This window comes from Streptomyces sp. NPDC048383 (genome assembly GCF_040651775.1).
Lineage (GTDB): Bacteria > Actinomycetota > Actinomycetes > Streptomycetales > Streptomycetaceae > Streptomyces.
Window position 1 is genome coordinate 1 of record NZ_JBEZKS010000106.1, and the last position, 12933, is coordinate 12933.

Sequence of the window (12933 nt, forward strand, 5' to 3'; positions counted from 1 at the left end):
GGACTACATGAACTCCCGCTACGGCAGCCCCGTCGGCGCCTGGAACTTCTGGCAGACCCACCACTGGTACTGAGCCGGCGGTAACGCCCCCACACGCTCAGACGCATGCGCGCTCGGCTGGAACTCCAGCTGGGCGCTTTTGCGCATCCGGACCCGTTTCCCGTTCGGCCGCCCGCAGCCGTGATCCGCCCGGGCGCGTCAGCCTTCCCAGCGCATGAGGTTCTGGAACAGCTCGCCCTGCTCGATCGCGTCGTCCAACGCGTGGTGCGTATGGGGGCGCGTGGACAGGAGGTGACTCGGCATCGACCGCTTCGTCGCGTCGCGCAGCGGCACGTCGGCCTTGGCCGCGTACAGGGTCTTGAGGTCCAAGCACCGGGAGTGCCCGAACGGGGAGCCGGCGTCGGCGAACCGCATGAAGTACCAGTAGATCCACATCCAGTCGTAGCCCAGCGGGTAGGCGACGAACACGGGAGTGGCGGACAGTTCCTCGGACACCGCCGCGAGCCAGTCGGCCGCCGCGTTCATGGCCTCGGCCGGGTCCCGTCCCTCCTTCACCAGCCCGTCCCGGTCCAGGCCGCTGACCGCCATGGCTTCGGGGTCGAAGGCGTCACTGATCGGCTTCAGCTCGGCGTAGAAGGTCCGCTCGGCCGGGTCGACCGCCCGAAACCCGGCACCGTCGCGAACCCCCGCGACCGCCAACCCGAAACTCGACATCGAGAACGGCCCGGGCACCGCGCCATCGGCCTCCACATCCGCGGAAACGTAGAACTCTGCTCTCGTCATGGATCCTGCTCCCTGCTCCCTGCTCCCTGCTCCGGGCGCCACTGGGGCCCCGCGTCCGGAGGAAGGCGGACGCCACGGCCGCGGGCGGGATCGGTCCGACCCCTGCCGTCACCCACCCCCGGGAGGCACTTGGCGTCGAAGGGTACCCGGGTGATGCCGCGTGGGGCGCGCTCCGGGCAGGTCGGCGGCCGGAGCGCGCGTACAGCGCGCGATGGAGTCCCGGGGCGGGGTTCGGGGCGTGGCCTCGGAGCCCCGCCCCCGTCCCCCGCGCCCGTGCGGCCTCGGAGCCGCTGGAGGTCAGAGCCGCTGGATGATCGTGCCCGTGGCGAGCGCGCCGCCCGCGCACATGGTGATCAGCGCGAACTCCTTGTCGCGACGCTCCAGTTCGTGCAGCGCGGTGGTGATCAGGCGGGCGCCGGTCGCGCCGACGGGGTGGCCGAGCGCGATGCCGCCCCCGTTGACGTTGACCTTCTCCAGATCCTGGTCGAAGACCCGGGTCCAGCTGAGGACGACCGACGCGAAGGCCTCGTTGATCTCGACGAGGTCGATGTCCTTGAGCGACATGCCGGCCTTGCCCAGGACGGCCCGGGTGGCGTCGATCGGCCCGTCGAGGTGGAAGTGCGGGTCGGATCCGACCAGTGCCTGGGCGACGATCCGGGCCCGCGGGCGGAGCTTGAGCGCCCGGGCCATCTTGCGCGAGGCCCACATCACGGCGGCGGCCCCGTCGGAGATCTGCGAGGAGTTCCCGGCGGTGTGCACGGCCGTCGGCATGACCGGCTTGAGGCGGGCGAGGGCCTCCATGCTGGTGTCGCGGAGCCCCTCGTCCCGGTCGACGAGGCGCCACATGCCCTGCCCGGCGGCCTGTTCCGCCTCGGTGGTCGGGACCTGGACGGCGAAGGTCTCGCGCTTGAAGCGCTCCTCGGCCCAGGCGGCCGCGGCCCGCTCCTGGGAGAGCAGCCCCAGGGTGTCGACGTCCTCGCGGGTCAGGCCCCGGTGGCGGGCGATGCGTTCGGCGGCCTCGAACTGGTTGGGGAGGTCGACGTTCCACTCGTCCGGGAACGGCTTGCCCGGGCCGTGCTTGGAGCCGGATCCCAGCGGGACGCGGCTCATCGCCTCGACGCCGCACGCGATGCCGACGTCGATGACCCCGCCGGCGATCATGTTGGCGACCATGTGGTTGGCCTGCTGGGAGCTGCCGCACTGACAGTCCACCGTGGTCGCGGCGGTCTCGTACGGGAGTCCCATCGCGAGCCACGCGTTGCGGGCCGGGTTCATCGACTGCTCGCCGGCGTGGGTGACGGTGCCGCCGACGACCTGCTCGACGCAGTCGGGCTGGATGGTGGTCCGGGCGAGCAGTTCGCGGTAGGTCTCACCGAGGAGGTAGGCGGGATGGAGGTTGGCCAGCGCGCCCCCGCGTTTCCCGATGGGGGTGCGTACGGCTTCGACGATGACGGGTTCCGCGGCCATGAGCTCGTCCTCTCCTGCACAGCGCCAGCGCGGCGGGCCGTCCCGGCGCCCCGCCCGAACTAGTACGCGTTCTAGTTCTCCCCGCAGTCTTATGACCCGGACCCCCGGCACGCAAGGGTCTTGCACGCGGCTTACACGGTTTCCACACCCAACAGGTCGCGCTCCGGCCCTTGCCTCTTCTAGAACTCGTTACTACGTTCAAGCCAGCGTGCAACTTCTGATGCTCCGTCAGACCTTGGAGTCGCCCCGATGCCCTGTCCCGCGCTGCCCGAAGGCTTCGACGCAACCGACCCCGATCTTCTCCAAAGCCGCGTCCCGCTGCCGGAGTTCGCCCAGCTGCGACAGACGGCCCCGGTGTGGTGGTGCCCGCAGCGGCGGGGCATCACCGGCTTCGACGACGAGGGCTACTGGGTCGTGACCCGGCACGCGGACGTCAAGTACGTCTCCACGCACCCGGAGATCTTCTCCTCCACCACCAATACGGCGATCATCCGCTTCAACGAGCACGTTCCGCGTGATGCCATTGATGCCCAGCGATTGATCATGCTGAACATGGATCCGCCGGAACACACGCGCGTACGCCAGATCGTGCAGCGCGGCTTCACCCCGCGCGCCATCCGCGGCCTGGAACAGGCCCTGCGCGACCGGGCCCGGAAGATCGCCGAGGAGGCGCTGGCCGCGTCCGCCGACGGCAGCTTCGACTTCGTCACCCAGGTGGCGTGCGAACTCCCCCTCCAGGCCATCGCCGAGCTGATCGGCGTACCGCAGGAGGACCGGGCCCGGATCTTCGACTGGTCGAACAAGATGATCGCCTACGACGACCCCGAGTACGCGATCACCGAAGAGGTCGGCGCGAACGCCGCGATGGAACTCATCGGCTACGCCATGAACCTGGCCGCCGAGCGCAAGGAATGCCCCGCCAAGGACATCGTCACGCAACTGGTCGCCGCCGAGGGCCAGGGCAACCTCGGCTCCGACGAGTTCGGCTTCTTCGTGCTGCTGCTGGCGGTCGCGGGCAACGAGACCACCCGCAACGCCATCAGCCACGGCATGCACGCCTTCCTCAGCCACCCCGACCAGTGGGAGCTGTACAAGGAGACCCGGCCCGCCACGGCGGCCGAGGAGATCGTCCGCTGGGCCACACCCGTCGTGTCCTTCCAGCGCACCGCCACCCAGGACACCGAACTGGGCGGCCAGAAGATTAAGGCCGGCGACCGCGTGGGGATGTTCTACTCCTCCGCCAACCACGACCCCGAGGTGTTCACCGACCCCGGCCGCTTCGACGTCACCCGCGACCCGAACCCGCACCTCGGGTTCGGCGGCGGCGGCCCGCACTTCTGCCTCGGCAAGTCCCTGGCCATCATGGAGATCGACCTGATCTTCAACGCCCTCGCCGACGTCCTGCCCGACCTGCGGCTGACCGGCGAGGACCCGCGTCGGCTGCGCGCGGCCTGGCTCAACGGCATCAAGGAGCTCCGGGTCAGCCGCGGTTGAGCACTCCGCGGCCGTACCGGACGCGGAGCGGCAGGGGCCGTTCCACCCACGCCCCGGCCCCTGCCGCCCACCGGGGTCGCGGTGCGCGCCGCGCCGCCGTGACGTGCCCGGGCCCGATCCTGACGGGACGCGACGATCCACCGAAGGGGCGCCGGGGCTCGACGCCCCCGGCGCCCCTTCGGCCGTCGCGGGCGAGGAGGCCGTCGCACGTCACGAAGGCCGCAGGACCGCGCAGGTCGTCGTCCCGTGCCCGTACGGCTCGCCGTCGCGCGTGCCCGTGACCCGGGCCTCGGCGCGAGTAAGGTATGTGCATGTCAGAAGCGCGTGCGACGGGACCCCGGGGCTTCAGGTAGCCCGCCAGGACAGGCCTGGCGGTGGCGACCGACGGAGTTCCATGTCACGCACCGCTCATCACATCCCCCCGAAACACGGCGAGGAGCCCCCGCCCGGCCGCCCGGCCGGCAGCCCCTGGCACATCGTGGTCCTCCACGACCTCCGCTTCAGCGCCCGCGGCCTCGCGGACGCGGAGCGGGAGTCCAACAGGCCGCGCCCGGTCAGGATCCGCCGCCGGGTGGAGGTCCACGCCTTCCCCCGCCACCACCGCGACGCCTCCGTGTCCTGGGCGTCCAGGGTCGAGGAACGCCGGGCACGGCAGCTCCTGCGGGCCCGCCTCGGGCTGTTCCGCGCCCTGCTGCACCCGGCCGGACGCGCATCCGTGGCAGGCGCGACCGGCGCGGGTGCCGAGGCCGGCGGGGACGCCGAAACCGGCGCGGCTGCCGGGGCCGGCCTGCTCGTCCGGGCCCACGCCGTCGACGTGGACGTGCCGCCGGCCCGCCACCGGCACGGCTCGCTCCGGTAGGCGTAGCGGCCGGTTCACCGCTCTACGTACGGGCGGGGGCGCGCGTCCCCTCGGCGGCGGACGCGCGCTGCGCCGGCAGGTTCAGCTGCACGCCGCGCGGACCGGACAGGACGTGGACGAGGCCGAAGCCGGCGGCGACGACGGCCGCGCCGCCCAGCGCGTCGAGCACCCAGTGGTTCGCGGTGGCGACGATCGCGCACACCGTGATCAGCGGGTGCAGCACGCCCAGCAGCTTCTGCCAGCCCTTCGGCGCGAGGACCACGATGACGATCCCGCACCACAGGGACCAGCCGAAGTGCAGCGAGGGCATCGCCGCGTACTGGTTGGAGATCGCGGTCATCGCCCCGTACGAGGGGTTCGCCAGGTCCTGCACCCCGTGCACGGTGTCGACGAAGCCGAGGCCCGGCATCAGGCGCGGCGGCGCGAGCGGGTAGAGCCAGAACCCGAACAGGGCCAGGACGGTGGCCAGTCCGAGCGAGGCGCGGGCCCAGCGGTAGTCGCCGGGCCGGCGCCAGTACAGGACGGCGAGGATGCCCAGCGGGACGACGAAGTGGAAGGAGGTGTAGTAGAAGTTGAAGAACGCCTCCAGCCACGGGGTGTTCACGACCGCGTGGTTCACGGCGTGCTCGATGTCGATGCCGAGGACCTGCTCGATCCCGTGGATCCGGCGGGCGTTGCCCTCGGCGAGCGGGCGGCTGGTGGGGGCGGCGGCGCGGATGTGCGAGTAGAGCGAGTAGCCGACCCGTATCAGCAGCAGTTCCAGCAGCAGGTTGGGTCGGGACATCACCCGGCGCCAGAACGGCAGCAGCGGCACCCGGGACCAGCGGGCCGCGGCGGGCCGCCCGTGGACGGTGGGCACCGGCTCGCGCCAGTACGGCGAGGACCGCGGCAGGAACGGCACGGCGCAGGCCGCGGCGAGCGCCGCGAGGAGCGGCACGTTGTCCCGTACGGGGGCCAGCGCGGCCATGTTCGGCAGCAGTACGGAACTCGGCAAGGTCATGGCGAGGACGACGGCGACGGGCCACACCCGCCGGTCCGCGGCCCGCTTGCCCACCTTGCCGGCCACCGCCAGGAGCACCCACAGCAGTTGGTGGCGCCAGCCGGCCGGGGACACGGCGACGGCCACGCACCCGGTGACGGCGACGGCGAGGAGCAGTTGCCCGTCGCGGGCGTAGCGGGCCGCGCGGCGCAGCCCGAACCAGGTGACGGCCGCGGCGAGGGCGAGGTACAGGGCGATCTCGGCGGGGCCGTCGAGGCCGAGGCGCAGGAGGGCGCCGTGGAGGGACTGGTTGGCGAGGCTTCCGGGGGTTCCGCCGAGGCCGGTGCCGATGACGTGCTCGACCCAGTACGTCCAGGAGTCGCGCGGCAGGGAGGCCCAGGACAGGGCGGTCGCTCCGGCGAAGGTCACGGCGGCGGCCTGCGCGGCGGGCCGCCGGCCGGTGAGCCACAGCAGCGCGCCGAAGATCAACAGGGGTGGCTGGAGGGCGGCGGCGAGCCCCAGGAGGAAACCGGCGGGGCGGTCCCCCGGCACCCGGAACACGGCGAGCAGCACCAACAGCACGGGCAGGACGGCGGTCTGCCCGGGGGAGGCGGCCTCGCGGACGGGCAGCGACACCATCATCACCGCGACCAGCACGGGCGCGGCCAACAGCGCGGTGCGACGCGGCACGGGGTCGGGCAGGCCGCGCGCGGCGACCAGCCCGATCGCGGCGACGAACAGCAGGGTCACGCAGGTCCAGGCCACCTCCAGGGAGGGCGCGGCCAGGCCGGTCAGGGGCTTCAGGACCAGGCCCGCGAAGGGGGTGCCGGTGAACTGGCCCTCGTCGTAGAGCGAACCGGGCAGGCCGGCGGGGAGGTGGAGGCCGCCGAGCCACTCGGCGGGGGGCACCCGCAGCACGGCGGTGGCCTGTCTGACGGCGAGCACGCCCGCGAGGGCCCACAGGAGCAGACGCGCCGCCCCCAGCCTGCCGTCGCCGCTACCGCCTATGACCCCGGCGTGTCCGTTCGCACCGCCGCGCTCCGCCGTGTTGGCCACGCCTCGCCGTCCTCCCGCCAGTTCACCGCAACCCCGACTTCGCCCGGCTGCCGTGCCTCGTACCGCGTTTGCTCACCGGGACGACGATATCCCCCGCGCGATCCCTAGGATGGCGTCCATGAGCATCGTGAAGATCAACGCCCTGACCGTGCCGGCCGAGCAGCGCGAGGTCCTGGAGAAGCGCTTCGCCTCCCGGGCGGGCACCGTGGAGAACTCGGACGGGTTCGAGTGGTTCGAGCTGCTGCGGCCCGTCGAGGGCACCGACCAGTACCTCGTGTACACGCGCTGGCGTTCGGAGGCGGACTTCCAGGCGTGGATGGAGGGCCCCATGAAGGCGGCCCACCAGGGCGGCGACGCCCCCGCCGGCGGCGACCGCCCGAAGCCGGCGGCCTCGGGTTCGTCGGTCTGGTCCTTCGAGGTGGTCCAGCAGGCGAGCCCGAAGCCGAAGCAGGGCTGATCCAGGGACCGAAGGTCGAACGGCGGCGGGCGCGTGCGCGGAGGCGGGGCTCGGGCGGCGGCCGGGCTTCGGCCACGGGGGCGCCGACCCGGGGCAGGCAGTCGGTGGCGCGGACCGGTGAGCCTGCGGCTCGGCCTCGGCGCGCGGGCCGCCGCGAGCGCGCGGCACGGGTCGGGGGTCGCCTAGGCCCGGCAGCCACCCCGCCCGCCGCGCGGCCCGCGCACGGTCACGGTCCTGGCCACGGCCACGGCCAGGACCGCTGCCAGGACCGCGGTCAGGACCAGAACGCGTCCGATTCGTCCAGGTCCTCCACACACTCGTCGATGTCCGTGATCTTTCCGCCGACGATGGTGAAGAAGAGACCCTCGTGGATCTCGATGCCCCGGTCGCCCCGGTCGGCGCGCATGAGGTGGAACGACATCACGTGTCCCCGGCCGTCCGCCAGGATCCGGTCCGGGTCGAGCCGGAGGGTGCCGTTGGTTTCCTCGCCGAGCCGGCGGTAGAGGTCGAGGACCGCTTCCCGCCCCTTGTGGTGCCCGGAGAGCGGACTGTTGCCGGGTACGTGGTGGATGACGTCGGCCGTCATCAGCGAGCCCAGCGTCTCCATGTCGCCCGCGCCGAAGGCTTCGTAGCCGCGGCGTACAAGGGCGCAATTCGGATGCTCCGACATGACCCTCACACCCTCTGATTGCCGTATTTTCACCTTTCCTCATCATCGGCCCGTGCGTGTGGATATTCCAACGCGGGCGACGCGGAGGGCACCCACAATGGCGGCATGGACACCAACACGATCACCGAGACCTCCGCTCCCGCCTCTCCCTCTCCTTGCTCTTCCTCCTCCTCGTCTTCCTCCACGTCTTCCTCCACGCCCCCCGCGCCCGGTGCCTGGTTCGTGGTCCAGGAGCCCTTCACCACCCCGGATGCGACCATCCTGCGCCGCGCCTACTACGCCGAAGTCGCCGGCCGGTACTGGAAACGGGCCGTCACCGATGCAGAAATAGACCAGGGCATGCTGGATTTCCCGGCGGACGACCTCGCCCCACCCTCGGGCCGCTTCCTCATCGGGCGGCTGGACGGGGTACCGCTCTCCTGCGGCGGCGTCCGCCTGATCGACCCCGTCACCGCCGAACTCACCAGGGTGTACGTCGACCCGCGTGCTCGCGGCACCGGCGGCGGCGCCGCCCTGCTCGCCGCCCTGGAGGCGACGGGCCGGTCCCTGGGCGCCGAACGGGTCCGCCTGGACACCCGCTCCGACCTCGTGGAGGCCCGTGCCCTGTACGCGCGCCACGGGTACCGGGAAATACCGGCCTACAACTCCGGACCGTACGCCGAGCACTGGTTCGAGAAGCCCCTGATCTGACCTGACCTGCCCGGTGGGCCGGACCCGCCCCGCCCCTCAGTGCGCGGAGTGGTCCCGACGCGGCAACGTGTCGTAGGGCTCCTCGGCGTCGGAACCGCACAGTTCCCGGTTGATCTCCGCGACCAGCTTCACCAGGTCGGTCGGGCGGTCCGGCCCCCACCAGTCACCGAGCAGTTCGGCCAGGGACTCCTGCCGGGCGTCGGACAGTCGGCGGGCGGCCACCCGCCCGCGTTCGGTGAGGATCAGCGCGAGTCCGTCGCGGGAGGCCAGCCCCCGCTCCTCGACCTGCCGGGCCGCTTCCGTGATGGCCCTCAGCGGAACGATGGTGCGTTCCGCGAGCACCGCCGGTTCGGCGGAGCCGTACTTGTTGATCCGCAGCAGCAGCCAGCTGGCCGCGGGAAGCAGGTCGTAGCCGGCTTTCGCGGTGATCTTCTCGTAGACGTGCCGCCTGCCCTCGCGGGTGCCCAGAACGGACAGGGCGCGGGCGACCTCCTCGTGGGAGGAGCGGTGAACGGGGTTGGAGGCGAGCGTTTCCGTCACGTCCGGTGCGGTGACGGAGCCGCGGAGCTTGTCCTCCTTGAGGAACCAGGCGATCACGAAGGCGACCAGCACCACCGGAACGGCATAGAGGAACACGTCGGTGATGGCGTCGGAGTAGGCGTCCAACACCCGGGTCCGCACCTCGGCCGGCAGTGCGCCGATCGCGCGCGGATCGGCCTCCAGCCCGGCGGCGCTCGCGCCCGGCGGCAGCCGTACGCCGGCCAGGGCGGTCGCGAGCAGGTCACCGAGCCGGTTGGTGAAGACCGTGCCGAAGATGGCGACACCGAAGGAGGCGCCGATGGAACGGAAGAAGGTGGCACCGGAGGTGGCGACGCCGAGGTCGGCGTAACTGACCGAGTTCTGCACGACGAGGACGAGCACCTGCATGACCAGACCGAGCCCCACCCCGAAGACGAAGAACGAAGCGCCCATCACCAGGTCGGAGCTGTCGCGGTGCAGCTGGTGCAGGAGCAACAGGCCGATGGCGGTGATGCCGGTGCCCAGGATGGGAAATGCCTTCCACCGGCCGGTGCGGCTGACGATCTGCCCGGAGCCGGTGGAGGCGATGAGCAGGCCGATCACCATCGGCAACATGTGGACGCCGGACATGGTCGGCGAGACGCCCCGGACCACCTGGAGGAAGGTCGGCAGGTAAACCATCGCGCCGAACATCGCGAACCCGATGATGAAACTGATCACCGAGCAGAGGGTGAAGGTGCGGATGCGGAACAGGCCGAGCGGCAGGACCGGTTCTGCCGCCCGCCGCTCCACGGCCACGAAGCACACCAGAAGCACAGCGCCGAGGACGGCGAGCCCGATGATGCGTGCCGATCCCCAGCCCCAGGTGCCGCCGAGGGAGGCCACGAGCACGAGGCAGGTGGCGACACACGCGATGAGGAAGGTGCCGAGGTAGTCGATCGTGTGGCGGGAGGAGCGGGCCGGGATGCGCAGGGCGGCGGCGATGACGACCAGTGCGACGAGACCGATCGGGAGGTTGATGTAGAAGACCCAACGCCAGGAGAGGTGGTCCACGAACAGACCGCCCAGCAGCGGCCCGAGCACGCTGGTCGCACCGAACACCGCGCCGAACAGGCCCTGGTACTTGCCGCGCTCCCGAGGCGGAACGATGTCGCCGACGATCGCCATGGACAGGACCATCAGCCCGCCGCCACCCAGACCCTGGAGGGCGCGGAACCCGATGAGCTGCGGCATGTCCTGGGCCAGTCCGCAGAGGGCCGATCCGACCAGGAAGATCACGATGGCGTACTGGAAGAGCTTCTTGCGCCCGTACTGGTCGCCGAGCTTGCCCCAGAGCGGCGTGGCCGCCGTCGCCGCCAGCATGTAGGCGGTGACCACCCACGACAGGTGATCCATGCCGCCGAGTTCACTGACGATCGTGGGGAGCGCCGTGGACACGATGGTCTGGTCGAGCGCGGAGATCAGCAGACCCAGTAGCAGGGCTCCGATCGAGACGAGCACCTCTCGGGAGGCTCGCTCGGCGCCGGGACCGGGGTCCACGGCGGGCGTGGTCACATCCTGAGCCATCGGCTCCTCCTCGGGCCGGGACAACATCTCCATCCTGAGTGGTCTGTCCGGTTATGGCCCGTCGGGCGGGTTGGGTGAGGCCTGAGGGGTCTGCATAATCGCAGGCATTGGCCAGGGAGGGGTACCAGTGAGCGCTGAGCGCTGTCCAGAATGCGGCGCCGTGAGCGTCGAATGCCGGTGCACGGCGGGGGTGGGGTTCAACCCGCTGCGCATTCGCCCGTACGTGGCGCTGCCGGACCAGGGTCGGGCGGTGCCGGACCCGTCGTCCCCGCAGTCCGTCCTGGGCGCGGTCTCCCAGCCCTCCGACGCCCCCGACCGGCCGGCGTTCCCCTCGGACCCGCCCCCGCCGGGCCCGTCCGCCGCACAGGGCCCGGCCGGCCCTGCCCCGGCACCCGGCGCGGCCCCGCCCCCGCAGCCGGGGCAGGCCCCGACCCGCCCGGCCGGCCACCGCGGCCCGCCGCCGTCCCCGGCCCTGGGCGCGGGGCCGAACCCGCCCCAGACCTCGGGTCCGGGTCTCGGTCCAGGGTCGGCTCCGGCTCCGGGCCTCGGCCAGGGTCCGGGTCAGGCTCCGGGTCTCGGTCGGGCTCCGGGTCTCGGTCGGGCTCCAGCTCCGGGTCCCGATCTCGCTCAGCCTTCGGGTGGGGGGCCCGCCGCACCCCCGCCCGCCCCCGAGGGCGAGGCCACGACGGTGCTTCCGCTCGTGCCACCGGCAGGCCCGTCCGAGCCGCACACCCCGGCGTACGGGATACCCGTACTCGCCTGGCCCGATCAGACGGTCCAGCTGCGAGCCGTGCCCGCGACCGCCGCACACGCCCCCGAGCCCGTGCAGCCCGTCGGCGGCGCCGAACAGGAGACCGGCAAGCGGTCCCGACGCCTGGTGGTGCCCCTGTTGGCCGGTGTCGGCGCGCTGGTCGTGGCCGGCGCGGTGGCCGCGGCACTGGGGTTCACCGGCTCCGGGACGGACGACCGGGCCCTGACGGACCCGAAACCGTCGGCCCCCGCGGTCAGCGTGGTTCCCGTCGACCCGAGCGGCCCCTCGGAGGAGGCGTCGAGTCCGACGCCGAGCCCGTCCACGTCGGCTTCGCGGTCCGCTTCGCCCAGCGCGTCCCGCTCCGCGTCGCCGTCCGCCTCCCCCAGCACGTCCCGTTCGTCGGCGCCGCCCAGCCCGTCGACCTCCGCCAGCCCCTCCGCAAGTCCGCCGCCGTCCTCCGCGGCGCCGCCGCCCCCGGCCCTCCAGGCGCCGACGCTGCGGTACGGGGACTCCGGCGCCGAGGTGGAAAAACTGCAGCGGCTCCTCGCGGAGCAAGGGCTGTACCGCGGCAGGCTCGACGGCAAGTTCGGCCGCTCGGTCCGCAGCGCCGTCCAGGACCTCCAGATGGAGTTCGGCATCTACGACGACCCGTGGGGTGTCTACGGGCCGGCGACCCGGCGCGCCTTGGAGGGATAAGTCACGTCCTGCGCGGTGGCGCGGACCGTCCCGAATTTTGTATCGTGTGGGAACAAAGTGGTTCCGTCCTCATCCCCTGACCGGTGGACGGAACCACTTGTTCTCTTTTCCCGCCCCGTCTGGAGCCCCTCCCATGCCGGCCAGCACCACCGCCACCCCCGTCGTCCTGACCGCCAAGGCCCTGCTGCTGGACATGGACGGCACCATCGTCAACTCCGACGCGGTGGTCGAACGATGCTGGCGCGAGTGGGCGGTAACGCACGGGCTCGACCCGCACGAGGCGCTGAAGGTGGTCCACGGCCGCCAGGGCTACGCCACGATGGCCATCCTGCTGCCCGACCGGCCGATGGAACTCAACTACGCCGAGAACACGGTGATGCTCGCCCGCGAGACCGCCGACACCGACGGCGTGGTCCCCGTCGGGGGCGCCCCCGAGTTCATGGCGGCGATCGACGCCCTGCCGCACGCCCTGGTCACCTCCGCCGACGCCGCCCTGGCCGCGGCCCGGATGACGGCCGCCGCACTGCCGATGCCGCGGGTACGGGTGACCGCCGAATCCGTCTCGGCCAGCAAGCCCGACCCCGAGGGCTTCCTCATGGGCGCCGCCGAACTGGGCGTGGACCCGGCCGACTGCATCGTCTTCGAGGACTCCGGCGCGGGAATCGCGGCGGGCCTCGCCGCCGGCATGCGCGTGATAGGCATCGGCCCCCGCGCCGCCGCCTACGACCCGACGGCCCACGTCGCCGACCTGACCGCGATCCGCGTGGACACCACCCCGGACGGCACCATCCACCTCACCCTCACCCTCACCCCGCCCACCACCTGACCCCTCCTCCACACTCCGCCCACCCCGCCCCGGCACGCCGCCGCGGGCAGCGCGGGCAGCGCGGGCAGCGCGGGCAGCGCGGGCAGCGCGGGCAGCGCGGGCAGCGCGGGCAGCGCGGGC

The 12933-nt window shown here is 72.4% G+C and carries 11 protein-coding genes; 6 read left to right on the plus strand and 5 right to left on the minus strand.

The window, feature by feature from the left end; all coding sequences use genetic code 11:
• Nucleotides 1-198: 198 nt before the first annotated feature.
• Both AB0D46_RS37415 and AB0D46_RS37420 read right to left on the minus strand, forming a co-directional pair.
• On the minus strand, nucleotides 199-783 hold the full coding sequence (locus AB0D46_RS37415) for an exonuclease (RefSeq protein ID WP_362884420.1): 585 nt from the start codon (nucleotides 781-783) through the stop codon (nucleotides 199-201).
• A 297-nt stretch (nucleotides 784-1080) separates the two neighbouring features.
• Nucleotides 1081-2250 carry a steroid 3-ketoacyl-CoA thiolase gene (locus AB0D46_RS37420; RefSeq protein ID WP_362884422.1) on the minus strand — a complete coding sequence of 390 codons (1170 nt, stop codon included), beginning with the start codon at nucleotides 2248-2250 and terminating at the stop codon, nucleotides 1081-1083.
• Nucleotides 2251-2499: 249 nt separating this feature from the next.
• Between AB0D46_RS37420 and AB0D46_RS37425 the strand changes: the two genes are divergently transcribed.
• Entirely contained in the window at nucleotides 2500-3744 is a 1245-nt protein-coding gene (locus AB0D46_RS37425; RefSeq protein ID WP_362884424.1) for a cytochrome P450, read from the plus strand.
• A gap of 394 nt (nucleotides 3745-4138) precedes the next feature.
• Nucleotides 4139-4603, plus strand: coding sequence for a hypothetical protein (locus tag AB0D46_RS37430; RefSeq protein ID WP_362884426.1), 465 nt, complete (start codon nucleotides 4139-4141; stop codon nucleotides 4601-4603).
• A gap of 22 nt (nucleotides 4604-4625) precedes the next feature.
• Here the strand turns inward: AB0D46_RS37430 and AB0D46_RS37435 are convergent, their stop codons facing one another.
• The gene (locus AB0D46_RS37435; protein ID WP_362884435.1) at nucleotides 4626-6590 is read right to left on the minus strand and encodes a bifunctional glycosyltransferase 87/phosphatase PAP2 family protein; all 1965 of its coding nucleotides are present in this window, start codon (nucleotides 6588-6590) and stop codon (nucleotides 4626-4628) included.
• Nucleotides 6591-6756: 166 nt separating this feature from the next.
• On the opposite strand from AB0D46_RS37435, the gene AB0D46_RS37440 reads away from it, so the two are divergent.
• Nucleotides 6757-7095 carry an antibiotic biosynthesis monooxygenase gene (locus AB0D46_RS37440; RefSeq protein WP_362884428.1) on the plus strand — a complete coding sequence of 113 codons (339 nt, stop codon included), beginning with the start codon at nucleotides 6757-6759 and terminating at the stop codon, nucleotides 7093-7095.
• A gap of 274 nt (nucleotides 7096-7369) precedes the next feature.
• Here the strand turns inward: AB0D46_RS37440 and AB0D46_RS37445 are convergent, their stop codons facing one another.
• Nucleotides 7370-7765 (minus strand): nuclear transport factor 2 family protein, encoded by a 396-nt coding sequence (locus AB0D46_RS37445; RefSeq protein WP_362884429.1) that lies wholly within the window; start codon nucleotides 7763-7765, stop codon nucleotides 7370-7372.
• A 105-nt stretch (nucleotides 7766-7870) separates the two neighbouring features.
• On the opposite strand from AB0D46_RS37445, the gene AB0D46_RS37450 reads away from it, so the two are divergent.
• Nucleotides 7871-8455, plus strand: coding sequence for a GNAT family N-acetyltransferase (locus AB0D46_RS37450; protein WP_362884430.1), 585 nt, complete (start codon nucleotides 7871-7873; stop codon nucleotides 8453-8455).
• Between the two features lie 36 nt (nucleotides 8456-8491).
• On the opposite strand, the gene AB0D46_RS37455 is transcribed toward AB0D46_RS37450, so the two are convergent.
• Entirely contained in the window at nucleotides 8492-10567 is a 2076-nt protein-coding gene (locus AB0D46_RS37455) for an MDR family MFS transporter (RefSeq protein WP_362884437.1), read from the minus strand.
• Between the two features lie 673 nt (nucleotides 10568-11240).
• On the opposite strand from AB0D46_RS37455, the gene AB0D46_RS37460 reads away from it, so the two are divergent.
• Together AB0D46_RS37460 and AB0D46_RS37465 are read left to right on the plus strand one after the other, a co-directional pair.
• Complete coding sequence (locus AB0D46_RS37460) at nucleotides 11241-11987, plus strand: peptidoglycan-binding domain-containing protein (RefSeq protein ID WP_362884432.1); 747 nt, start codon at nucleotides 11241-11243, stop codon at nucleotides 11985-11987.
• Between the two features lie 133 nt (nucleotides 11988-12120).
• Nucleotides 12121-12813 carry an HAD-IA family hydrolase gene (locus AB0D46_RS37465; protein WP_362884433.1) on the plus strand — a complete coding sequence of 231 codons (693 nt, stop codon included), beginning with the start codon at nucleotides 12121-12123 and terminating at the stop codon, nucleotides 12811-12813.
• Nucleotides 12814-12933 lie beyond the last annotated feature (120 nt).

What these genes read in the sequence shown, in the direction of transcription:
- AB0D46_RS37455 (WP_362884437.1), bottom strand. Translation starts at nt 10,567, where the DNA reads ATGTTGTCCCGGCCCGAGGAGGAGCCGATGGCTCAGGATGTGACCACG.
- AB0D46_RS37415 (WP_362884420.1), bottom strand. Translation starts at nt 783, where the DNA reads ATGACGAGAGCAGAGTTCTACGTTTCCGCGGATGTGGAGGCCGATGGC.
- AB0D46_RS37425 (WP_362884424.1), top strand. Translation starts at nt 2,500, where the DNA reads ATGCCCTGTCCCGCGCTGCCCGAAGGCTTCGACGCAACCGACCCCGAT.
- AB0D46_RS37450 (WP_362884430.1), top strand. Translation starts at nt 7,871, where the DNA reads ATGGACACCAACACGATCACCGAGACCTCCGCTCCCGCCTCTCCCTCT.
- AB0D46_RS37465 (WP_362884433.1), top strand. Translation starts at nt 12,121, where the DNA reads ATGCCGGCCAGCACCACCGCCACCCCCGTCGTCCTGACCGCCAAGGCC.
- AB0D46_RS37430 (WP_362884426.1), top strand. Translation starts at nt 4,139, where the DNA reads ATGTCACGCACCGCTCATCACATCCCCCCGAAACACGGCGAGGAGCCC.
- AB0D46_RS37440 (WP_362884428.1), top strand. Translation starts at nt 6,757, where the DNA reads ATGAGCATCGTGAAGATCAACGCCCTGACCGTGCCGGCCGAGCAGCGC.
- AB0D46_RS37420 (WP_362884422.1), bottom strand. Translation starts at nt 2,250, where the DNA reads ATGGCCGCGGAACCCGTCATCGTCGAAGCCGTACGCACCCCCATCGGG.
- AB0D46_RS37445 (WP_362884429.1), bottom strand. Translation starts at nt 7,765, where the DNA reads ATGTCGGAGCATCCGAATTGCGCCCTTGTACGCCGCGGCTACGAAGCC.